Source organism: Actinokineospora sp. NPDC004072 (assembly GCF_053604195.1).
Genome location: NZ_JBSGHB010000004.1, coordinates 313749 through 336478, shown reverse-complemented (window position 1 = coordinate 336478; position 22730 = coordinate 313749). Strand labels below are relative to the sequence as shown.

The window sequence follows — 22730 nt, the reverse complement described above, 5'->3', positions numbered from 1 at the left end:
TGACAAATCGCCCTGTGCACGGGGCTGTGGACAACTTGGGGATGCCTGGCCCAGCCTGGTGGCGGGCTGTGGACAGTCTGGGGACAACTCCCGTGGCGGTTGTCGAAATCGCAGGTCATACCCTGTGTACAGACTGGGGACAAACTCGTTCGGCGTGTCGCGCCGGTTGCTCCGTTCGGCGTGTCGCGGGCGGGGCGCGCGCACCGGCCTGTGGACAGATTGTGGACAAGCGAAGCGCCCCTTCCACACCGGGTGGAAGGGGCGCTTCGGCTGGTGCGTCAGCTCGCGGCGGTCACCTGGATGGTGAACGCGGCGGAGACCTCGGGGTGCAGGCGGACGTTCACCGCGTGCTTGCCGACGGTCTTGATGTGGCCGGGCAGCTCCAGGGCGCGCTTGTCGAGCACGGGCCCGCCAGCGCTCTTCACCGCGGCGACGACGTCGGCGGTGGTGATGGAGCCGAACAGCTTGCCCGAGCCCGCGGCGGCCTTGGCCTTCAGCGGCACGGTGCCGAGGTCGGCCAGCTTCGCCTTGACCTCCTTGGCGTGGTCGAGGTCGCGGATCCGGCTGGCCTCCTGGGCCCGGCGGATGACCTGGACCTGCTTCTCCGCGCCCTTGGTGGCCAGGATCGCGTAGCCGCGGGGCAGCAGGTAGTTGCGCCCGTAGCCGTCCTTGACCTCGACGATGTCGCCGGGGCCGCCCAGGCCGCTCACGTCGGTGGTGAGGATGAGCTTCATGTCCCCTCCTTAGCGAGCGGTCGAGGTGTACGGCAGCAGAGCCACCTCGCGGGCGTTCTTCACCGCGGTGGCGATGTCGCGCTGGTGCTGCGAGCAGTTGCCCGTCACCCGGCGCGCGCGGATCTTGCCGCGGTCGGAGATGTACTTGCGCAGCAGCGTGGTGTCCTTGTAGTCGATGTTGACCGGACGCTGCTTCTTCTCGTCCTTGCAGAACACGCAAACCTTCTTCTTCGGCTTGCGGATGGGTGGCTTGGCCACGTCAGTTCTCCTGGATAGCTAGCTCGTGGGAAGTTAGAAGGGCGGCTCGTCGTTGAAGCCCCCGCCGCCACCGCCGGACGCGGGCGGCGCGGAGCCCCACGGGTCGTCGGCGGGCGGGGCCGACGGGCCCCCGCCGAAGCCGCCGCCGCCGGAACCGCGGCTGACCTTGTTCACCTTGGCCGTGGCGTAGCGCAGCGACGGGCCGATCTCGTCGACCTCCAGCTCCATGACGGTGCGCTTCTCGCCCTCGCGGGTCTCGAACGAGCGCTGCTTGAGCCGCCCGCTGACGATGACCCGCGCGCCCCTGGTCAGGGACTCGGCCACGTTCTCCGCCGCCTGGCGCCAGATGTTGCAGCGCAGGAACAGCGCCTCGCCGTCCTTCCACTCGCCGGACTGGCGGTCGAAGGTGCGCGGGGTGGACGCGACGGTGAAGCTGGCCACGGCCGCCCCGGACGGGGTGAACCGCAGCTCGGGGTCGGCGGTGAGGTTGCCGATGACGGTGATCGTCGTGTCGCCAGCCATAGCCGCGGCCTCAGGCGGTCTCGCGCCGCAGGACCTTGGTCCGCAGCACGGACTCCTGCAGCGAGAGCTGGCGGTCCAGCTCCTTGACGGCGTCCGGCTCGGCGTTGACGTCCAGGACCGCGTAGATGCCCTCGGCGTGCTTCTTGATCTCGAAGGCGAGGCGGCGCTTGCCCCAGATCTCAACCTTCTCCACGTTGCCGCCCGACGTGCGGATCACGTTGAGGAACGTTTCCAGCGACGGTGCGACGGTGCGCTCATCGAGTGTGGGGTCGAGGATGACCATGACCTCGTAATGACGCATGAAGACCACTCACCTCCTGTGGACTCGGCGGCCACGGACGATCCGTGGCAGGAGGGTCTGCGCCGGACAGCGTAACAGCGGCCCGCCGCGGGCGGCCGGTCAGCCCCGGCGCAGCACCCAGGTGCGCACCAGCGCCCCGGTGAGGACCGACAGCAGCAGCACGGCCAGCAGCACGGGGAAGGCGACCTGGTCCCCGCCCGCGGGCAGCGCGCGGGCCTCGCCCGGGGAGTCGACCGCGCCCGCCTGGCCGAGCAGCCCGAACTCCGGGCTGTAGCCGGGGACGCCGTAGCGGGCGTCCGGGCTGGGGGCGAACACGCCGGGGTGGGCGACCGGGATCTGGCCGTAGTCGCGCGGGGCGGAGCGGGCGAACTGGGCGGGGTCGTACAGCTCGACCTCGGCCGGGGCGGGGTCCGCGCCGCCGACCGGCTGGGTGTTGGGGGTGGTGGACGGGTCGCCCGCCACCGGCGGCTCGGCAGGCTGCCCGGGCGCCTCGGGCTCGTCGGTCTCGTTGGTCTTGTTCAGCGCGTTCAGCGTCATCCCGCAGGACTCGGCCACCCGCTTCCGGACGCCTTCGGTGACCGCGTCGGCCGCGGGCGCGATCTCGCCCATCGGGGCGACGACCTCGGCCACCGCGTCGGCGATCGCGGTCCCGGGCAGCTCCGCCGTGCCGTTGGGCACCGTGCCCACCGGGATCGCCGGGCCGAGCGGGAAGGCCAGGTGCACCGCAGCGGCGCGCAGCCCGCCCAGCTCCGCGCGCACGGCGTCGGCCACCAGCCGGGCGACGGCCACGCGCGAGAGCCGCACGGGCTGGCCGCGGAAGGCGTGCACGGTCTGCTCGCAGTCCACGGCCAGGAACGGCAGCGGTTCAGCGGCCGCCTGCGTCGGCGACCATGCCACCGCGGCGGCGGCGAGGGCGGCCAGCGCCGTGCCGACGAGCCTGCGCACCAGGGGATCCCTCCCGCCGGATCAGGGGGCGACCGGGGTGCGGCGCAGCACCCACGTGCGCACCAGCGCCGCGGTGACGCCGGACAAGATCAGCACGGCCAGCAGGACCGGCAGCGCGATCGTGGCGCCGCGCGGCGCGCCGATCGCCTCGGCGTGGCCAGCGGCCTGCACCCCGTCACCCGCGCCCGCGCCGCCGAGGATGCCGAACTCCGGGGAGTACCCGGGCACCGCGCCGCCGTAGCGGACCGCGGGCGACGGGCTGAACAGGCCGGGGGCGAAGGCCGGGATGTCGCCGTAGTAGTCGCGGGGGACGCGGCCGAGCCCGTTGTAGAGCGGCAGGCCGCCCACGCCGACCCCGCCGCCGACCACCGGGTTGGTCACACCGGGGACGTTCGGCGCGCTGCCACCGTTACCGCCGCCACCGCCGCCGGGGTTGCCCGGGTTGGGGGCCGGGCTGCCGCCGGGGCCGCCGCCGGGCGGGGTGGGCTGGCCGGGGTTGTTCGGGCCCTTGCCGGGCACCAGCGCGCCGACGCCCTGCTCGATCGCGCCGCCGACCGCCGCGCCGCCCTCCTGGATCGGCTCGGCGACGGCGTTGACGGTGTCGGTGGTGACCTTGCACAGGCCGGTGAGCAGGTTGGTGACGGGGGTGAGCAGCCCGCCGAGCGGCAGCTTCTCGGTCACCGCCCGCGCGATCGTGCCGCCGCTGATCACGCCGTCGGCGGTCTGGATCGCGCCGATGGGGATCGGGCCGATGGTGTCCAGCGTGCGCTGCACCGGGCCGGTGATGATGCCGAGCAGGTCGAGGGGGCGCAGGACGTCGAGGATCGGCTTGGCCACCGCCGACGGCGACAGCGCGATGGGCGTGCCGGGCGCGCCCGCGACGGTCGTGCTGCAACTGCCGACGATGACCGGCTCCGCGGCGGCGGCCGCCGTCGCGCTCGCCACCAGGCCCGCGCTCGCGCCGCCGAGCACCAGCGCCAGCCCCGCCGCGATCGTCCCGACGCGCCGTCGCATCCCTCGTCCTCCCGGGTACCCGCGAGTAGCTTTGATGTAGAGAACGACCGTAACCCCTGGGCGTGACGCCCACCAGTGCAAGTTGCCTACCAACAGCTACCAGTGCCCCGGTCGGAGCAGAGCGTCACCAGCACAGGTGAGGGCTACCGCGGGCGGCTCCGGCGACTACGCTCGCTGGTCATGAGCATCGGCGCCCACGTTCGCGATGACGACCCGATCGGCGCGGCGGCCGCCCGCGGCGCCGAGGTCGTGCAGTTCTTCCTCTCCGACCCGCAGGGGTGGGCGGCGCCGAAGCCCCACCCGCAGACCGCCGAGCTGCTCGAATCGGACCTGACGGTCTTCGTGCACTCCCCCTACCGCGTCAACCTGGCCAGCACGAACAACCGCATCCGCATCCCGTCGCGCAAGCTGGTCACCCAGCACGCCGAGGGCGCGGCGGCCGTCGGCGCGAAGGGGCTGGTCGTGCACGGCGGGCACGTCGGCAAGGACGACGACCCGGCCGTGGGGCTGGCCAACTGGCGCAAGTTCTTCGAGCGGCAGAGCAAGGACGGCGGCTTCGCCGTCCCCATCCTGATCGAGAACACCGCGGGCGGCGACAACGCGATGGCCCGCCGCTTCGACATGCTCGCCCGGCTCTGGGACGCCGTCGGCGAGTTCGGCGCGGGCTTCTGCCTGGACACCTGCCACGCCTGGGCCGCAGGCGAGGACCTGGTGGACGTGGTGGACCGGGTCAAGGCCATCACCGGCCGCATCGACCTGGTCCACCTCAACAGCTCGCGCGACGAGTTCGACTCCGCGCGCGACCGGCACGACAACATCCGCACTGGCACGATCGATGCGGACCAGCTCGTGGCGGTCGTGGCCGCGGCGGGCGCGCCGGTCGTCGTCGAGACACCCAGTGAGGGGCAGGCGGAGGACATCGCGTTCCTGCGCGCCGCGCTCGGGCGGTGACCTGAGTGCCCCCCGGCGTGACCGCATCAGGGAAGGCGGAGACCGGCGTGCCCGACGGCTCGGCGGACCGGCCGCGGGCCGCGGCCGGGCTCGGCCGGGTCGCGCTGGCCGTGCTCGTGCTGGCCTGCGGGGTCACGATGCTGCTGGGGTTCGCCAACAAGGACCGCTGCACCGGCCCCTACTTCGACGAGTGGGGCCGCAGCTCGCCGGGGTTCGACGAGCGCAAGTACGCCGACGCCTGCTACTCCGACATCCAGTACCTGTGGATCGGCCGCTCGATCGACCAGCACGTGTTCCCGTACGTGCACGGGGGCATCAACGAGCGCGGCGACCTGACCGGCGGGTCGGTCGAGTACCCGGTGCTGACCGGCCTGCTGATCTGGGCGGGGGCGCGGTTCGTCGACACCGACGCGGGCTTCCTGCTCGCCTCGGCGCTGATCATGGCCCCGTTCGGCCTGGTCACCGCCTGGCTGCTGGGCAGGCTCTCGCGCTGGCGGGCGCTGATCTGGGCGCTGTCGCCGCCGCTGGTCCTCTACGCCTTCCACAACTGGGAGCTGCCGGTCGTGGCGTGCGCGGTCGCGGCGGTCTACGTCGTGCACCGCGGGTGGGGCGCGCGCGGGGTCGACCGGCCGCTGCGCCAGCGCGCCGACGCCGCCGCGGTGCTGCTCGGCCTCGGCTTCGCGTTCAAGATCTACCCGGCGATCTTCGTGCTGCCGCTGATGCTGTACGTGCTCACCGGCGGCCGCGACGGCCGGGAGCTGCCGCTGGGCAAGGTCCGCGACGTGGCGGGCATGGTCCGCACGGCGCTGGTGGCGATGGGCACGGCGATCGCGGTGAACGTCCCGTTCGCCGTGCTCGGCTTCGACGGCTGGCTGGCCTCGTTCGTCTTCCAGGGCCAGCGCAAGGCCGACATCACCGCGAACTCGATCTGGTTCTGGGCGCTGCGCCCGGACTCCGACCCGGACAACGGGATGGTGCACGCCATCGTCGGCGTCGCCTCCCCGGTGCTGATGTTCGCCTCCTTCGGCGCCGCGTGCCTCTACGGCTGGTCGCGGTACCTGCGCGAGGGCACCTTCCCGTGGGTCGGGGTCTCGGCGGCGATGCTGTGCGGGTTCCTCCTGCTGCACAAGGTGCACTCGCCGCAGTACGCGCTGTGGCTGGTGCCGTTCTTCGTGCTGATGCGGGTCAAGTGGGGCTGGATCGCCGCCTACTTCACCGCCGACCTGGCGATGGGCATCGGGATCTTCCTGTGGTTCGCCGACATCGCTGCCAACCAGCCGTCGGGGGTCTACGACGGCTTCGCCGCCCAGGCGGTGATGATCGGCGTGTGGGGCCGGGCGGCGCTGCTGGTCGGGCTGTTCTTCGCGTTCCTGGTGAACCGGTCCACCGTGGACGACCTGCCTACACCAGCGCCGGTTCCGCTGCCCGGCGGCGGTGGGCCAGCGACTCGGCCGTGATCAGCAGCAGCGCCGCCCACACCATGGCGAACCCGACCCAGCGCGCGGTGGTCATCTGCTCGCGGAAGACGACCAGGCCGAGGATGAACTGCAGGGTCGGGGTGACGTACTGCAGCAGCCCCAGGGTCGCCATCGGCACCCGGGTCGCCGCGCCGCCGAAGAGCAGCAGCGGGACGACGGTGATCAGACCGGTCCCGGCCAGCAGCAGCGCGTGCGCCCAGCCGCTGCCGCCGAAGGTGCCCGCGCCGGTGGTGTGCAGGAAGACCAGGTAGCCGGCCGCCAGCGGGACCAGCAGCGCGGTCTCCAGCGCCAGGCCCTCGACCGCGCCGATGTTCGCCTTCTTCTTCATCAGGCCGTAGGTGCCGAAGGACGCCGCGAGCGCCAGCGCCAGCCACGGCGGGGCGCCGTAGTCGACGGTCAGCTGCACGACGGCGGCGAAGGCCACCGCCAGCGCGACCCACTGCACCGGCCGCAGGCGCTCGCCGAGCAGCAGCACGCCGATGAGGATCGTGACCAGCGGGTTGATGAAGTAGCCGAGGGAGACCTCGACGACGTGGCCGTTGTTGACGCCCCAGATGAAGATGACCCAGTTCGCGCCGATGACGACCGCGCCGACGGCGACGTAGCCCAGCGTCTTCGGGCTGCGCATGACCGTCCGCATCGCGCCCCACCGGCGGACGGCGAACACCAGCGCGCCGACGGCCGCCAGCGACCAGACCACCCGGTGGGCCAGCACCTCGATCGGCCCGGACGGCTCCAGCAGCGGCCAGTACAGGGGGAAGAACCCCCAGATGACGTAGGCCCCCAGGCCCAGGAGGAAACCGTTCTCCCGACTGCCCACCGCTTCCTCCGATCATCCCACCAGGTGTCCCCCATGGCAGCACGCCGGGATGAGCGGGTTATTCCGGGGGTGGGCTAAGTGGCGACCAACTCCTTCTCCGGTTCGGCCGGGGCGGCCTTGCGCCGGATCGTGAAGCGGTCGGGGGCGCCGTCGAGCACCCCGCCCATCGGGTCGTCGTCGCCGTGGGCGCGGACGAGGTCGCGGTCCGGGCGGTAGATCTCGATGATCACCATGATGCACAGGATGATGACCGCGATGTCGCGGGCCACGACGAAGCCGAGGAACCAGTCCTGGGGCAGGCCCTTGTTGTCGGTGCCCAGGTAGAAGAACATCCGCGGGGCCCACAGGGCGGCGTCGATCGCCATCCACGCCAGCAGCGGCTTCCACCGGGGGATCGCCAGGATGGCCAGCGGCACCAGCCACAGCGAGTACTGCGGGCTCCACACCTTGTTCGTCAGCAGGAACGCCGCCACGACCAGGAAGCACAGCTGCGCCACCCGCGGCCTGGTCGGCGCGTGCCACGCCACGAACGCGATGCCCGCGCAGGCGGCCAGGAACAGCACGGCGGTGACCGCGTTCAGCACGGTCGGCGGCTCCTTGAAGCCCAGCGGCCCGTCGAAGCCCGGCCAGTTCAGCCACTGCATCAGGACGTTGTAGATGGAGTCCGGGTCGGCGCCGCGGGTGGAGTTGAGGCGGAAGAACTCGCCCCACCCGCGCGCGGTGTCCGGATGCAGGAAGAACGGCGCGTTCACCGCTATCCACGTGCCCGCGGCGGCTGCGGTGGTCTGCCACCAGTCGCGCATCTTCCCGGAGCGGATGCACAGGACCAACAGGGGGCCGAGGAAGAACAGCGGGTACAGCTTCGCCGCGCCGCCGAGGCCCAGCAGCACCCCCGCCAGCACCGGCCGCTTGCGCGCCCACGCCAGCAGGCCGACGGCGGCGAAGGCGGTGGCCAGGGTGTCGAAGTTGGTGAACGCATGCACGATGACCAGCGGGGACAGCGCGATGAACGCCGCGTCCCACTTCCGGCGCCGGGCGCACATCGCCACCGCCCAGATCGTCACCAGCCACGCCAGGCCGAGCCAGAGCGCGGTGATGTCGAAGTAGACGACGACTTCGAGCCCGGTCGGCAGCCAGCCCTGCTTCGCCAGCTCCACCCAGCCCTGCGCCATCTGCGCGTTGACCCACATGAACATGCCGGTCAGCACCGGGTACTCCATGTACCGCTCGTGCTGGGTCGGCTTGCCCTCGTCGTCGTACCACATCGTGGCGTACGGGAAGCCGCCCTTGTCCAGCCGCTCGGCGCCATAGAGGGGGACGACGTCGGAGTAGCACATGGCGGTGAACTGCCTGCTGCCGCTCCAGTCCAGCCCCAGCACCCCGTCGGGCCCGGCGTTCTGCTGGATGCAGGCCGCCTTGCCGAACCAGCTCAGCGCCAGCGCGGCCACGGCCAGCAGCAGCGCGACCCGCAGCGGCGTCCAGAACCAGTGCCTGCCGACCACCGCGTGCTCGCCGATGGGCCCCCCGAGCGGCAGGCTGGCATCGCGCGCCAGCGACTCGCCCAACGTGGGCCGCACCCGCTCCTGCGGCCCGAGCGAGGCGGTGTCCGCCACCCCCCCGGCCGTCGGGGACTCCCCGGCAGGCGACTCGCCCTGCCCACTGCGATCCGGATCACCAGACACGGCGCGATGCTACGGGAGACCCCCACCCCCTGCGTAGCGCACAGCCACCGACACCCCGCGCACTTCCGCCGCGCTCCCTGATGGATTCCGCGAATGGTCCCCCGCGACTCGCCCCGCCCGCTGGCGCTCCGAGCACACCCGCACCAGCTCACGGCATCCGGCTAACTCATCCGTTACCCCACCCACCCAGGGGGCAGCCCAGCCGATACGCGAACGCTATCGATCAGGTGTTCGACGTGTCAAACGAATTTGGAGCTGGGCGTTCGTCGAGAAAGGAGGTGGAGTGGAAGGCGCAAAGAGGAAGCCCTGGAAGGGTGGGCCTTCCAGGGCTTCCGGGGTCAGTCGCCGCCGGGGCGGGAGTCGCCGTCGCCGCCGCCGGGGGGCTTGCCGGGCCAGCCGCCGCCACCGCCGCCGGGGCGGTCGGAGGTGGAGGTCGGCTCCTCCGGTTCGGTGGTGGGATCGGTCGTCGTCTCGGTCGGGGTGGTTGTGGGGGGGTTCTGCGGGGTCGTGGTGACCGGGCTGTCGCTGGTCGGGTTGGTGGTGCGCTCGGGCTGCGTGGTCGGCTGGGTGATCACCTCGACGCGGCCGATGGCGTCGTACGGGCCGAATTCCAGCTTGTCCTTGCCGGACAGGTAGCGGTCCATGAACAGCTGCCAGATCTTGCCGGGCAGGCCGCTGCCGTAGATGATCGCGCCGTCCTTGTCGATCAGCCTGCTCTCGGTCTTGTCGCCGGTCATCGACACCGCGGTGGAGATCTGCGGGGTGTAGCCCACCATCCACGCCTTGGCGTTGTGCTCGGTCTCCACACCCTGCGGGTTGACGTACTGGTGCGTGCCGGTCTTGCCCGCGCACAGCCTGCCGTCGGCGCACTCGATGCCGGAGTAGTCCGGGATCGGCAGCAGCGACTCGGTGACGTTCCTGGCGATCTTGGCGTTGAGGTCGCGGTCCTGGTCGAACGCCAGCTTGTCCTGGTTGTCCGGGTGCAGCGAGGCGTCGTAGACGATGCCGCCGTTGCTGTCGAGGACCTTGCTCACCAGGTGCGGCGTCCGGTAGACGCCGTTGGCCGCGAAGGTCGCGTAGGACGAGGCCATGTCGACCGTGCTCACCAGGGTGTCACCACCGCCGATGGCGATGTTGATGCTGCGCTCCTTGATGGGCGAGCGGATGCCCGCCTGCTTCGCGGCCTCGGCCACGCCGGTGGGCTTGACGTCGTTGTAGACCATGTCGCTGAACACCACGTTCAGCGATTCCTTCATCGCCTCGGCGACAGTGCATTCCTGCCCGCACCGCGGGGTAGAGGCGTTGCGGACCTTTTTGCTCTCGCCGAACGACTTGGGCGTGCTGCTGTACGACTCGCCCAAGCCCTTGCCGGTCTTGAGCAGGGCCACCAGGTCGAAGGGCTTGAATGCCGAGCCGGGCTGCTGGAGCGCGGCCGCGTAGTCGAATTCGTAGCCCTTCTCGCCGCCGTAGTACGCGCGGATCTCGCCGGTGTTCGGGTCGACGGCGACCAGGGCCGGGTGGAGGTTCTTCGGCTGGCCCTTCATGATCTCGCGGACGGAGTCCTCGGCGATCTTCTGGGCCTTGGGGTCGATCGTCATCACGATCGTGTAGCCGCGGGCCTTGATCTCCTCCTCGGGCATCCCCTTCTTGGTCAGCTCCTGGAAGGCCAGGTCCGTCAGGCCCTTGCGGGGGCCGGGGAGGGCGGTCTTGGTGTCGGCGCGGTCGACCGGGGTGGGGAACTCGCCGCGCTCGGCGTCGGTCATCCAGCCCAGCGCGATCATCCGACCGGTCACGTACCGCCAGCGCTCCTGCTGGTAGTCGGGGTTGTTGGCCCGGCCGGGCGACTGGATCACGCCCGCGAGCAGCGCCGCCTGGGACTTGGTGATCTTGGAGATGTCGTCGAGGTTGAAGAACGCCTTCGCGGCGGCGGCCACGCCGTAAGCGCCGCGGCCGAAGTAGATGGTGTTCAGATAAGCGGTGATGATCTGCTCTTTGTCGTACGTCTCGCTCATCTTGTACGCCTTCACCATCTCCACCCATTTGCGGGAGAGGGTGTTGTCGTCTTCACCGCTCGACTTCTTGATGTACTGCTGGGTGATGGTCGAGCCACCGCCCGCCTTGCCCTGGAGCTGGTTCCACACCGCGCGGGCGATGCCGGTGAGGTCGAAGCCCGCGTTCGTCTCGAAGGTGGTGTCCTCGGCGGCGTAGACGGCCTTCTTGACCTGCTCGGGGATCTTGTCGTGGGTGAGCATGATCCGGTTGCCGCCGTCGTCGGCGACCTCGGTCATGGCGTCGCCGTTGGCGTACTTGAAGGTGACGACCTTGCTCTGCTCCTTCGCCACCGTGTCGGGGTCTTTGATCTCGACCATCTGGTAGGTGATGAAGAAGGCGACGATCGGCAGGATGATGCCCAGCGCGGTGCCGACGTACGCCGTGCGCCGCACCCGCCGCCAGATCTTCTTGCGGCGGGCGAGCTTGGTGTTGGTCACCGGCTCGTCGTCGTAGTCGTCGTAGTCGGGCTGGTCGTAGAAGTCCGCGTCGTCGTCGGGCTCGCGGTGGGTGAGCAGCGCGGGCTCGGGCACCGGCCGCTCGGGCGGCTGGCGCAGCAGCACCGTCGGGTCCTCAGCCGGGTCGCGGCGCGGCGGCATGCCCGGCGGCGGGGGGCCGCCGGGGCGGAAGCCGGGGGGCGGGGTGTTCGGGCCGCCCATCGGCGGCCTGCCCGGACCGGGCCTGCCCGGCCCACCGGGCGGCATCGGCCGACCGGGACCAGGACCCCCGGGGCCACCAGGCCCACCGGGACCGACCTGCCCGTGCCCAGCAGGCCCACCAGGTCCACCGGGACCGCCAGGCCCACCAGGTCCACCGGGGCCGCCAAGCCCACCAGGTCCACCGGAGCTGCCAGGACCGGCAGGTCCACCAGGCCCACCAGGACCGCTAGGCCCACCGGGGCCGCCAGGACCACCGGGCGGCATGGGCGGGCGGCCCATCCCCGGGCCGGGCCGCTGCGGCGGGCGCTGCGGCCCCCCGGGCTGCTGTCCACCTGCTTGGGGACCGCCTGCGTGGGGTCCACCCGCTTGGGGACCGCCTGCCTGGGGGCCAGCGGCGTGGGGGCCGCCCGTCTGCGGGCGGGGAGCCGGACGGGACGGCTGGCTGCCCGGCGCGTCGTCGTCCTCCCACATCGGGCTCCAGAACCCGGTGCGCTCCTCCTGGCGGCGACCGCCGTCCGGGTCGTCCCCGGAGGGCCAGTCGGGCTCGTCCCGCCTGCGGTGGTCACGGTGGTCGTTCACGCAAAGCCTCCAGATCGGCGCCCCAGGTCGGGGGCGTCGTCGTGCCCGGCGGGCGCCGGAACCGATGTCCCGGTCACTCGGCCGCCGTCTTCCTGCGGTTCCCGGGCGCGCGCACGCCCCCGGTCCCCAGGACGTATGACCGCACCAGGTGGTTCCACGAGCAGGTCCGGCAGACCTCGACGACGTGCACGGTGAACTCCGCGAAGACCGCGGCCATCCTGGTCAGCTCGTCCGGGGTGCGGGCCGAGCCCGCCAGGTGCTTGATCTCGTCGCCGTAGACCCAGCTCACCTCGGTCAGCTGCTCCCTGCGGCAGACGGGGCAGGCCACGTCCGTCGGCTCGCCGTGGAACTTGGCCGCCCGCAGCAGGTAGGGGTTGGCGTCGCACACCTCGCCGGTGCCGACGCGGCCCGCGTGGACGTCCGCGAGCAGCGTCCGGCGCTGCAAGGCGTAGTCCACCACTTGCCGCTGCGTTCGCACCCCGACAGCGTACGCGCGCCCAATATCACGGTGCCGCCCCATTCGGCCCAAGCGACATGCGAGGGGTAGCCGAATCGTCGGGTGGACGCCGCCTGACCGGCCCAATCCCCGATCCGGACCGCGAGCGTGGGCATGCCCACACGAGATCAAGTTGTCGATGGCCAGATGTATCGGCACGATATAGTCAGTCGGTAGGTCACGGTCAAAGCCTGAGCCGAGTCGACAGGAGGTGGCCCGTGCTCGACTTCGCGATCCTCGGGCTGCTCCACGAAGCCCCGATGCACGGGTACGAGCTGCGCAAACGCCTGGTGGAGGTGCTGGGCGCCTGGCGGACCTTCTCGTACGGGTCGCTCTACCCGACGCTGCGGCGGCTGCTGCGGTCCGGACTGATCGTCGAGGAGGCGCCCGATGCGGGGCAGTGGGGCAGGCGCGCCAAGCGCGTCTACAAGCTCACCGCGGAGGGCAAGGAGCACTTCGCCGGGATGCTGGCCGACGCGGGCCCGCAGACCTGGGACGACGAGAGCTTCGGCGTGCACATGGCGTTCTTCTCCAGGACACCGGCCGAGATCCGGATGCGGATCCTGGAGGGCAGGCGCCGCCGCGTCGAGGAGCGCAGGGAGGGCTTCCGCAGCTCGATGCAGCGGGCGGGTGAGCAGATCGACCGCTACACGCGCGAGCTGCACCGGCTCGGATTGGAAGCAAGCGAGCGGGAAGTGCGTTGGCTCAATGAGCTGATCGCGCACGAGCAGCGCGAACAGCACGACTCCACCGACTGAAGACCGGGAACAGGCAGACCGACAAGGCACGTCGCCTGGGAACACCCCGCGCAGCGCGCGGGTACACACGAGAAGGGAATCCGACAATGGGCGGTAACCGCCGGAGCGTGCGGGTGGCCATCGTCGGCGTCGGTAACTGCGCGGCGTCGCTCGTCCAGGGTGTGCACTACTACCGCGACGCCGACCCGGCGGCGCGGGTGCCGGGCCTGATGCACGTCCAGTTCGGCGACTACCACGTCGGCGACGTGGAATTCGTCGCCGCGTTCGACGTCGACGCCAAGAAGGTCGGCCGTGACCTGTCCGAGGCGATCGTCGCCAGCGAGAACAACACCATCAAGATCTGCGACGTGCCGCCGCTGGGCGTCACCGTGCAGCGCGGGCGCACGCTCGACGGCCTCGGCGAGTACTACCGCCAGATCATCACCGAGTCCGATGAGGAGCCGGTGGACGTCGTCGCCGCCCTGCGCGAGGCCGAGGTGGACGTGCTGGTGTCGTACCTGCCCGTCGGCTCGGAGGAGGCCGACCGCTTCTACGCGCAGTGCGCGATCGACGCGGGCGTGGCCTTCGTCAACGCGCTGCCGGTGTTCATCGCCTCGGACCCGGAGTGGGCGGCGAAGTTCACCGAGGCGGGCGTGCCGATCGTCGGCGACGACATCAAGTCGCAGGTGGGCGCCACCATCACCCACCGGGTGATGGCCAAGCTGTTCGAGGACCGCGGGGTCGAGCTGCAGCGCACCTACCAGCTCAACTTCGGCGGCAACATGGACTTCATGAACATGCTGGAGCGCAGCCGCCTGCAGTCGAAGAAGATCTCCAAGACGCAGTCGGTGACCTCCCAGATCCCGCACGAGATGGCCAAGGCGGACGTGCACATCGGACCGTCGGACCACGTGCCGTGGCTCGACGACCGCAAGTGGGCCTACGTGCGCCTGGAGGGCCGCTCCTTCGGCGACACCCCGCTGAACCTGGAGTACAAGCTGGAGGTCTGGGACTCGCCCAACTCCGCAGGCGTGATCATCGACGCGGTGCGCGCCGCCAAGATCGCGCTGGACCGCGGCATCGGCGGGCCGATCCTGTCGGCGTCGTCGTACTTCATGAAGTCCCCGCCGGAGCAGTACGCCGACGACGACGCCTTCGAGGCGGTCGAGGCGTTCATCCGCGGCGACATCGAGCGGTAGCTCCGCGTGCGCGGGCCGCCGCCGGGATCCCCGGTGGCGGCCCGCGGAGTGTTCGCCGCCCGTTCACCTCGATGCCCGCCGCGCATGGTCTTCGACTCCTAGGTTCGCGCCGTTCCCGACGCACCGCGTGGCCTGCCCCATGGGGCGGCCCGGCAAGGAGGCACCGTGTCCGACGGCCGGATCGACTTACCGCTGCTCCCGCCCAGCCACCCGCTCGGCCGCGCGGCCGTGACCTGCGAGTACCGCTGCGGCAACGCCTGCTCCCTCTACGCGCCCAACACCTCGGCCAACGAGTACTTCGGCGACGTCGTCCGCTCGGTGGTGTCCCGGCGCGGGATGCTCAAGGCGGGCGCCGTGCTCGGCCTGGCAGGCGCAGGGGTGGCCGCCACCGGTGGCGTCGCCGCCGCCCACCGCGGCCCCGGCGGGCACCGGCCGCCGCGCGGGCTGGACTTCGTCCCCGTCGCGCCCAACACCGAGGACCGGATCGTGGCGCCCGCGGGCTACCGCACCGACGTGGTGATCCGCTGGGGCGACCCGGTGCTGCCGGGCGCGCCCGCGTTCGACTTCGACAACCAGACGCCCGAGGCCGCGGCCCGGCAGTTCGGCTTCAACAACGACTTCTGCGGCCTGGTGCCGCTGCGCCGCGACGCCTGGCTCATGGTCAGCAACCACGAGTACACGACCGAGCCGTTCATGTTCCGGGGCTACGGCACGCCGACCGAGCGGCAGGTGCGCATCGCGTGGGCCAGCCACGGCATGTCGGTCGTGGTCGTCGAGCGCGACCGGCGCTCCGGGGCGCTCAAGGCGACCGTGGACCGCCACTACAACCGCCGGATCACCGCCACCTCCGAGTTCGAGGTCACCGGCCCGGTCGCCGGGCACGACCTGCTCAAGACCAGCGCCGACCCGACCGGGCGCAGGGTGCTGGGCACGCTCAACAACTGCGCGGGCGGGGTGACCCCGTGGGGCACGGTCCTGTCCGGCGAGGAGAACTTCAACCAGTACTTCGCCAACGCCAACAAGGTCACCGACCCGGTGGTCAAGGCGCGGCTGGCCCGCTACGGCCTCAGCGGGGGCGCCACCGGCCGCCGCTGGGAGGACTTCGACCCGCGCTTCGACCTGTCGAAGGAGCCCAACGAGGTCAACCGGTTCGGCTGGATCGTGGAGATCGACCCCTACGAGCCCGACGCCAAGCCGGTCAAGCACACCGCGCTCGGCCGGTTCAAGCACGAGGGCGCGACCGTGCAGGTGGCGCGCGACGGCCGGGTGGTCGCATACATGGGCGACGACGAGCGCTTCGACTACATCTACAAGTTCGTCTCCAAGGGGCGCATGCGCCCCGGCCAGACCCGCTCGGCCCGCGCGCACAACAAGAAGCTGCTCACCGAGGGCACCCTGTACGTCGCCAAGTTCACCGGCGACTCCCCCGCCGCCGAGATCGACGGCTCCGGGGCGCTGCCCGCCGACCGGGAGTTCGACGGCGCGGGCCGGTGGATCCCGCTGGCCAGCGGCCGCACGTCCTTCGTCCCGGGGATGACCGCGGCGGAGGTCTACACCTTCACCCGGCTGGCCGCCGACAAGGTGGGCGCGACCAAGATGGACCGCCCCGAGGACGTCGAGGCCAACCCGCGCGACGGGCGGGTGTACGCGGCGCTGACCAACAACACCGACCGCGGCAAGCCGGGCAAGGAGGGCCCGACCGAGATCAACCCGCGCGTCGGCAACCGGCACGGCCACGTGCTGGAGTGGGAGGAGCACCGCGGCGACCACACCGCCACGACCTTCCGCTGGCGGCTGCTGCTGGTCTGCGGCGACCCGAACGCCCCCGACACCTACTTCGGCGGCTACGACAAGAGCCAGGTCAGCCCGATCTCGTGCCCGGACAACCTGGCCTTCGACCGGCACGGCAACCTCTGGATCTCCACCGACGGCAACGCGCTGGGCTCCAACGACGGCGTCTTCGCCACCGCCACCACCGGCCGCGAGCGCGGTCACCTCAAGCAGTTCCTCACCGTCCCCTTCGGCGCGGAGGCGTGCGGCCCGGTGGTCGAGGAGGACTTCGTGCTGGTGTCGGTGCAGCACCCGGGGGAGGTCGACGGCGCGTCGGCGGACAACCCCGTCTCGCACTGGCCTGACGGCGGGGCCAGCCAGCCGCGGCCGTCGGTGGCCGCGGTGTGGCGGCCGGGTCGCCCGATCGGCTCCTGAGTGGACTCCAGCGCCCGCGGCGGCCACCCGCCGCGGGCGTCTAGGGTTGGGCCATGCCCCTCGCGCTGATCACCGGTGCCTCCCGCGGCATCGGCGCCGCCGTCGCCCGCTCGCTGGCGGGCACCCACTCGCTGCTGCTGGGCGGGCGCGACGCCGACGCCCTGGCCGCGGTGGCCGCCGACCTGCCCGACGCCCGCCCGTGGCCGGTCGAGCTGACCGACCCGGCCGCCCTGGCCGCGGCGGTCGAGGGCATCGACCGGCTGGACGTGCTGGTCCACTCGGCGGGCATGGCCAGGGTCGGCCCGCTGGCCGACGCGCCCGCCGAGCTGTGGCGGCGGATGTACGAGGTCAACGTGGTCGCCGTCGCCGAGCTGACCCGGCTGCTGCTGCCCGCCCTGCGCGCCGCGGGCGGGCGCGTCGTGCTGATCAACTCCGGCGCGGGCAAGGTCGCCAACGGGCACTGGGGGCCGTACGCGGCCAGCAAGTTCGCCCTGCGCGCCTACGCCGACGTGCTGCGCGCCGAGGAGCCCGAGCTGCGGGTCACCACGGTCTTCCCCGGCCGCACGGCCACGGACATGCAGAAGACCGTCCGCGCCGACGAGGGCGGGGAGTACGAGCCGCACCGCTACCTGCGCCCGGAGTCCGTCGCCGCCGCGGTCCACCACGCCGTCACCGCGGGCGACGACGCGCACCTGACCGAGATCGTGGTGCGCTCGCGGGGGTAACGCCGCACGCAGGCCGACGATCATCTGGCCGTGCGGACCGATGACCCGGCGGGTGACGGCAACGACCTCGACCGGTTCCTGCACGCCGTCGACGTGCCGCTGCCGCCGTGGCTGAAGCTGGTCCTGCTCGGCCTGATCGTGGTCGGCGCGGTGGCCGCGGGGCTGAAGCTGCTGGGGCCGCCGGTGCGCTCGGCGGCCGCGCTGCTGCGCCGGTGGTGGCAGCGCCGCAGCCAGGACCAGCGCCGGGCCGCCCGCCGGGCGGGGTTCGCCACCCACGTCGAGGGCCAGATGCGCCACATGGGCGTCAAGGAGGAGTGGCGCGACGACCAGTACGCCGAGCTGGAGGCCGAGATCGAGGTCCGCCGCCCGCGCAGGCGGTCGCTGTGGGGCAGGCGGGCGGGCGAGCCCGACATCCGCCGCGTCCCGTCGCTGTCGGCGGCGCTGGGCGCGGTCTCGGACAAGCTGGTCATCCTCGAAGGCGACCCGGGCTCGGGCAAGAGCGTCGCCCTGCGGCACCTGACCGAGCAGCTCGCCCTGCGGGTCGTGCGCCACCCCTCCGAGGACGAGCCGATCCCGCTCTACGTCAACCTCAAGGAGCTCAAGCCGACCGGGGCCGTCACCGCCGACGACGTGCGCGAGCTGGTCATCGCCTCGCTGAACCGGGGCCGCGACCGCAAGGTCGACCGGTACCTGGCCGACGAGTTCGACCGCGGCCTGGCCGAGGGCACCTGGCTGTTCCTGTTCGACTCCTTCGACGAGATCCCGGCCATCCTCGGGGCCACCGAGGCCGACCCGGTGATCGAGGCGTACTCCGACGCGATCCACGACTTCCTGCACGGGATGAACGCCTGCCGCGGCATCGTCGCCAGCCGCGAGTTCCGCGGCCCGCCGCGCAAGTACGCCTGGCCGAAGTTCCAGATCATGCCGCTGTCCTGGGCGCGCAAGGTCGAGCTGGTGGAGAAGGCCGACCTGACCGCGGCCCAGGAGGCCGAGCTGCTCGACGGCCTGCGCGGGGCGTCGGCGGAGATCTACGCGATGTCGGACAACCCGATGTTCCTCGGGCTGCTGTGCGAGCACATCCGCGAGGGCCGGGAGTTCCCGCGCAACGCGCACGTGGTCATCGAGAGCTACGTGCAGGAGCGCTTCGAGCGCGACGCCCGGCGCATCCGCGACATCTTCGCCGTCGAACCGGCCTTCGTCCGGGCGGTGGCCGAGGAGCTGGCCTTCCGCATCGCCGACCACGACACCCTCGGCCTGACCGTCGGGCGCCCGGAGGTGGTCGCCCTGCTCGCCGACCGGTTCGCCGCGGCCGAGGACGAGCTGGCCGCCGCCGTCGACGCCCTGGCCTACACCAAGCTGGCCCGCTCCGACGAGGCCGACCGCGCGGTCACCTTCGCCCACCGCAGGCTGCAGGAGTACTTCGCCACCTGCGTCGTCCTGCGCGAGCCCGACCGGGTCGCGCCCGAGCGGCTCGTCGCCGACGGCCGCTGGCGGGAGACCGCCGTGACCATCCTGCAGACGCAGACCGGCTCCGGCGCGGCCGCCGTCCACCGGGCCGCGGGCGAGCGGCTGGTCGAGCCCGCGGGCGACGAGTGGGAACCGGGCCAGTACCACCTGCTGCGCGTGCTGGCCGACGGCGGCGGCTCCCGCAAGTACCCCGCCGAGCTGCCGGAGCTGGCAGGCCGGGTCGACGCCGTGCTGGACGCCGCGTGGCGCGGGGAGAACCTGCGCGACCGCAAGTGGGCGCTGGAGGTCTGCCCGGCGGCCACCCCGGCCGCGGCCCTGCGCTACGTCAGCGCGGCGTTCCAGGGCGAGAGCCAGTGGCTGCGCGAGGAGGCGTTCTCCCAGACCGCGCGGCTGCCCGAGGTCTCGGCGGGGATCGAGGCCGAGATCCGCCAGACGCTCATCGACCTCTCCGCGCGCGGCGAGCTGCGCCGGTCCCGCCGGTCCATCCGCGCCCAGGTCAGCAGGCTGTCGAACCCGGTGGAGCTGCTGCGCGCCATCCGCCTGCTGCTGGCCGTGCCGGTCATCGATCTCGCGTTCGGCCTGCTGGTCTGCGCGATGGGGTTCGCGCTCACCGGGCAGGCCGCCAGCGCGGTCGTGCTGCTGGGGGTGTGGCTGGTCACCGGGCTGTTCCTGCGCGCCGGGGCCACCCACCCCGCGGTGCGCAACCGCGTCTTCGGCGGCCTGCCGCTCATCGGGGGCACCCCGTCGGAGTCCCAGCTGCTGCGCACCCTGGTCCTGCTCTCCGGCGGCATCGCGCGGCTGATGTACGTGCTGATGTTCGTGGCGGGCTGGGACGCGATCGTCGGGACGGTCCTGTCCGGGCGGCGGTGGCAGGACTTCATCCCCATCGCCGCGGTCGTGGTCGCCGCGACGCTGTGGGTGGTCGGGGCGCTGTTCGGGGTGCGCGGGGGCGAGCACCTGCGGGTGGTGCGGTGGCCCTTGCTGATCACGCTCCCCGTGCGGCACATGGCCCGCGCGGTGCGCCGGTTCGACCGGGCCACCTTCCTGCGGGTGCTCGGCAAGGTCCTCGGGGTGGTCCTGCTGCTGGCCGCGGCCATCACCCTGCTGGCGACCGCCCTATTCGTCTGGCTCGGCCTGTCGCTGCGCGAGCTGGTCATCGGCGTGGGCGCGCTGGCCACCGCCGGGGCGCTGGCCGTCCTCGTCACCTCCCGGCGCGACCTGCAGCGGGCGCGCGTCGCCCTGGCCGAAGACGTGGTGACCCACGACTGGCTGGCAGGCAAGCTCGCCGCCCTGCGCGGGCCGTCGGCCGTGGTGGCCCTGCTGGAGAACCTGCGCCTGGCCAAGCCCAAGCCGACCTGGGACCCGGCGGCGCTCGACCTCCTGCTCGGGGTCGGCCGCGCGGTGGCGGCCGCGCGCCGCGCGGCGCCCAAGCCCTTCGTCTACCTCACCGCGTCCGAAGCCGCCTTCGCCGCGGACTGGGCCGCGCGGGGCGTGCGGCACCGCGGCGGGCTGGCCAAGTACGACTCGGCGGCCGTCCTGGACGAGATCGCCCGCATCCACGACGAGACGACCAGCCGCTCGGCGCGCTAGGCGGAGGCCAGCCTGCCGGTGATCGCCGCGGTCGCCGCCTGCGCCGCCCTGCGGTCGACCTTCGTCGGCTCGCGGTCGGCGACCACCTGCTCACCGGCCACCCACACGTCGGTGACCGTGCGGGAGCCCGCCGCCCACACCAGGTTGGCGATCAGCTGCTCGTCGGAGACGTCGAGCCCACCGGCGAAGGCCGGGTCGTCAACGCCGATGTGGACGATGTCGGCCCACCGGCCCGCCTCCAGCGCGCCGATGTCGTCGCGGTGCAGCGCCTCCGCGCCGCCGCGGGTGGCCATCAGCAGGACATCCACCGCGCCCAGCACCGTGGAGTCCATCGTGGACACGCGGGCGATCATCGCCGTCCAGCGCATCTCCTCCCACAGGTCCAGGTCGTCGTTGCTGGCCGGGCCGTCGGTGCCCAGGCCGACCGGCACGCCCGCGCCCAGCAGGGCGGGCACCCGGGCGATCCCCGAGGCCAGCTTCGCGTTCGACCCCGCGCAGTGCGCCACCGACGTCCCGTGCCTGGCGAACAGGGCGATGTCCGCATCGGACAGGTGCACCGCGTGCGCGGCGAGCACCCGGCCGCCGACCAGCCCGGCCTTCTCCAGCAGCGCGGGCACCGACCCGTGCTCCTCGCGCTGGCGGACGTCCTCGGGCAGCGACTCGGCCACGTGGATCTGCACCAGCGCCCCGCGCTCGCGGGCGGCCTCGCCCACCGCGGTCAGCGCCTCGACCGGCAGCATGTACGCCGAGTGCGGCCCGTAGCCCAGCTCGATCCGCTCGCCGGGGCCGAAGCGCAGCCCGTCGGCGTCGATCCAGGCGTCGATCCCGGCCAGCAGCGCCCGCCAGTCCCAGCCGGGGGCGTCGATCACCGCGGGGGCCAGCACCAGCCGCGCGCCGGTCGCCAGCGCCGCGGCGACGACCTCCTCGCCGTGGAAGTACATCTCGGCGCTGGTGGTCACCCCCGCGCGCAGCATCTCCACCGAGCCCAGGACCATGCCCGCGCGCACGTCGGCCGGGGTCATCCTGGCCTCGGCAGGCCAGATGACCTCGGTCAGCCAGCGCAGCAGCGGCAGGTCGCCGCCCATGCCGCGCAGGACCGTCATCGGGCTGTGCGCGTGGGTGTTGACCAGGCCGGGCATGAGGATGCCGGTCAGCGACCGCTCCGGCAGGCCGCTGGCGGGCGCGGCCGAGGCGGGGCCGCAGTAGGCGATCCGCCCGTCCACCACGTCCACGACGGCGTCGCGCAGGACCGAGCAGGCGGGATCGCAGGGCAGCACGATGGGGGCACGCAGGCGCATGCGCCCGATCCTGCCACCCGTCACGCAGGCCGGAACGCGGGACGGCCCAGCGACTCCGCGGCGGGCACGTAGGCGTCCGCCGAATGCTCGATCGCCACCCCCGCGGCGTCGAAGGAGTGCAGCACGGCCCGGTTCAGCTCCACGGCCACCCGGTCGCGCCACAGCGTGCGCTCGGAGCTGGTGTCCAGGCCCAGCCGCTCGGCGATCACCGGGGCCAGCCCGTAGGCGGCCTCGTCGGCCAGCACGTCCTCGCCGATCGCCCGGCACAGATACACCCCGTTGTACGGCGCGGCGGGGTAGGTGATGCCGCCGATGGCCAGCCGCATGTTGCTGATCACCGGGACCGCGGGCCAGCGCAGGCCCAGCTCGGCGAACCAGGGCAGCTCCGGGTGGGTCAGCGGCACCTCCAGCACCGCAGCCGCGGGCAGCGGGCGCACCACGACGCCCTCGTGGTCGGTCTCCACCACCAGCGGCAGGCGGTCGAACGGCCCGCGCGTGCCCGGCGGGCGCCAGCCGAGCCTGCACGCGCCGGTGGTGAACTCGGCGTACCTGCGGTCGCCGACGAACCGGTCGCCCACCCGGTAGCCCGCGTACCGCACGAGCTGGTCGTTGCGGATGCGCGGGCCCGCCCGCCACGGGGTGTCGGGGGCGAAGACGGTCACCATCGGCCGCACGGCGCCGTCGCCCGCGGCCATCACCAGGTGCTGGGCGCAGTGCTCGGCCACCGCGGCCGCGTCGCGGACCTTGCGCAGGTCGCGGACCAGGATGCCGCGCCAGGGCACGTCGGCCGGGCACCAGCCGCTCTCCCGCAGCGCCACCCGCGCGCCGAAGGCCAGCTCGGCCGGGGTGTGCCGGTAGGCGCCGGTGGCGGCGATCTCGGCGCGGACCTTGGCCATCCGGGCGTCGAGGCTGCCCGCCTTGGGCCGCGCGGCGTGGAACTCGCGCAGGAACGCGGCGGCCTCGGCGAACAGCGGAGCGGGCGCGGAACGGGTCGAGTCGTCGCGCAGAGCGGTCACGTCAC

General features: G+C 72.6%; 19 protein-coding genes. 7 read left to right on the top strand and 12 right to left on the bottom strand.

Annotated elements, in window-relative coordinates; all coding sequences use genetic code 11:
* Positions 1–278: 278 nt before the first annotated feature.
* The 6 genes from rplI to ACWEPX_RS08715 all read right to left on the bottom strand — a co-directional run bounded on the left by rplI (position 279) and on the right by ACWEPX_RS08715 (position 3774).
* Positions 279–734 carry a 50S ribosomal protein L9 gene (rplI, locus tag ACWEPX_RS08740; RefSeq protein ID WP_451896493.1) on the bottom strand — a complete coding sequence of 152 codons (456 nt, stop codon included), beginning with the start codon at positions 732–734 and terminating at the stop codon, positions 279–281.
* Between the two features lie 9 nt (positions 735–743).
* Entirely contained in the window at positions 744–992 is a 249-nt protein-coding gene (gene rpsR / locus ACWEPX_RS08735) for a 30S ribosomal protein S18 (RefSeq protein WP_189209058.1), read from the bottom strand.
* A 33-nt stretch (positions 993–1025) separates the two neighbouring features.
* Positions 1026–1514: a single-stranded DNA-binding protein gene (locus ACWEPX_RS08730; RefSeq protein ID WP_451896492.1), complete on the bottom strand. Its 489-nt coding sequence runs from the start codon at positions 1512–1514 to the stop codon at positions 1026–1028.
* A 10-nt stretch (positions 1515–1524) separates the two neighbouring features.
* Positions 1525–1815, bottom strand: coding sequence for a 30S ribosomal protein S6 (gene rpsF, locus ACWEPX_RS08725; protein WP_451896491.1), 291 nt, complete (start codon positions 1813–1815; stop codon positions 1525–1527).
* A 99-nt stretch (positions 1816–1914) separates the two neighbouring features.
* Positions 1915–2760: a hypothetical protein gene (locus tag ACWEPX_RS08720; protein WP_451896490.1), complete on the bottom strand. Its 846-nt coding sequence runs from the start codon at positions 2758–2760 to the stop codon at positions 1915–1917.
* A gap of 21 nt (positions 2761–2781) precedes the next feature.
* Complete coding sequence (locus tag ACWEPX_RS08715) at positions 2782–3774, bottom strand: hypothetical protein (protein WP_451896489.1); 993 nt, start codon at positions 3772–3774, stop codon at positions 2782–2784.
* Between the two features lie 180 nt (positions 3775–3954).
* On the opposite strand from ACWEPX_RS08715, the gene ACWEPX_RS08710 reads away from it, so the two are divergent.
* Both ACWEPX_RS08710 and ACWEPX_RS08705 read left to right on the top strand, forming a co-directional pair.
* Positions 3955–4725: a deoxyribonuclease IV gene (locus ACWEPX_RS08710; RefSeq protein ID WP_451896488.1), complete on the top strand. Its 771-nt coding sequence runs from the start codon at positions 3955–3957 to the stop codon at positions 4723–4725.
* A 17-nt stretch (positions 4726–4742) separates the two neighbouring features.
* Entirely contained in the window at positions 4743–6182 is a 1440-nt protein-coding gene (locus tag ACWEPX_RS08705) for a glycosyltransferase family 87 protein (protein WP_451896487.1), read from the top strand.
* On the opposite strand, the gene rarD is transcribed toward ACWEPX_RS08705, so the two are convergent.
* The 4 genes from rarD to ACWEPX_RS08685 form a co-directional block, all read right to left on the bottom strand.
* Positions 6127–7023, bottom strand: a complete 897-nt coding sequence (gene rarD, locus ACWEPX_RS08700) for an EamA family transporter RarD (RefSeq protein WP_451896486.1) — start codon at positions 7021–7023, stop codon at positions 6127–6129. The two genes, ACWEPX_RS08705 and rarD, sit on opposite strands and share 56 nt — an antisense overlap.
* A 74-nt stretch (positions 7024–7097) precedes the next feature.
* Positions 7098–8600 (bottom strand): glycosyltransferase family 87 protein, encoded by a 1503-nt coding sequence (locus ACWEPX_RS08695; RefSeq protein WP_451896485.1) that lies wholly within the window; start codon positions 8598–8600, stop codon positions 7098–7100.
* 443 nt (positions 8601–9043) lie between these two features.
* Positions 9044–11458 (bottom strand): transglycosylase domain-containing protein, encoded by a 2415-nt coding sequence (locus ACWEPX_RS08690; protein ID WP_451896484.1) that lies wholly within the window; start codon positions 11456–11458, stop codon positions 9044–9046.
* Between the two features lie 607 nt (positions 11459–12065).
* Positions 12066–12470, bottom strand: a complete 405-nt coding sequence (locus tag ACWEPX_RS08685) for a DUF5318 domain-containing protein (RefSeq protein WP_451896483.1) — start codon at positions 12468–12470, stop codon at positions 12066–12068.
* A gap of 236 nt (positions 12471–12706) precedes the next feature.
* On the opposite strand from ACWEPX_RS08685, the gene ACWEPX_RS08680 reads away from it, so the two are divergent.
* The 5 genes from ACWEPX_RS08680 (at position 12707) to ACWEPX_RS08660 (ending at position 20411) form a co-directional block, all read left to right on the top strand.
* Positions 12707–13246, top strand: a complete 540-nt coding sequence (locus ACWEPX_RS08680; RefSeq protein ID WP_451896482.1) for a PadR family transcriptional regulator — start codon at positions 12707–12709, stop codon at positions 13244–13246.
* An 86-nt stretch (positions 13247–13332) separates the two neighbouring features.
* Complete coding sequence (locus ACWEPX_RS08675; RefSeq protein ID WP_451896481.1) at positions 13333–14424, top strand: inositol-3-phosphate synthase; 1092 nt, start codon at positions 13333–13335, stop codon at positions 14422–14424.
* 165 nt (positions 14425–14589) lie between these two features.
* Entirely contained in the window at positions 14590–16629 is a 2040-nt protein-coding gene (locus ACWEPX_RS08670) for a PhoX family protein (protein WP_451896480.1), read from the top strand.
* Between the two features lie 53 nt (positions 16630–16682).
* A complete protein-coding gene (locus ACWEPX_RS08665; RefSeq protein ID WP_451896479.1) occupies positions 16683–17354 on the top strand; it encodes an SDR family oxidoreductase in 672 nt (223 codons plus the stop codon).
* Between the two features lie 30 nt (positions 17355–17384).
* Entirely contained in the window at positions 17385–20411 is a 3027-nt protein-coding gene (locus ACWEPX_RS08660) for an NACHT domain-containing protein (protein WP_451896478.1), read from the top strand.
* Here ACWEPX_RS08660 and ACWEPX_RS08655 read toward each other — a convergent pair.
* Together ACWEPX_RS08655 and ACWEPX_RS08650 are read right to left on the bottom strand one after the other, a co-directional pair.
* A complete protein-coding gene (locus tag ACWEPX_RS08655) occupies positions 20408–21709 on the bottom strand; it encodes an amidohydrolase family protein (RefSeq protein ID WP_451896477.1) in 1302 nt (433 codons plus the stop codon). The genes ACWEPX_RS08660 and ACWEPX_RS08655 overlap by 4 nt on opposite strands.
* A gap of 20 nt (positions 21710–21729) precedes the next feature.
* On the bottom strand, positions 21730–22725 hold the full coding sequence (locus ACWEPX_RS08650; protein WP_451896476.1) for a nitric oxide synthase oxygenase: 996 nt from the start codon (positions 22723–22725) through the stop codon (positions 21730–21732).
* Positions 22726–22730: the final 5 nt, after the last annotated feature.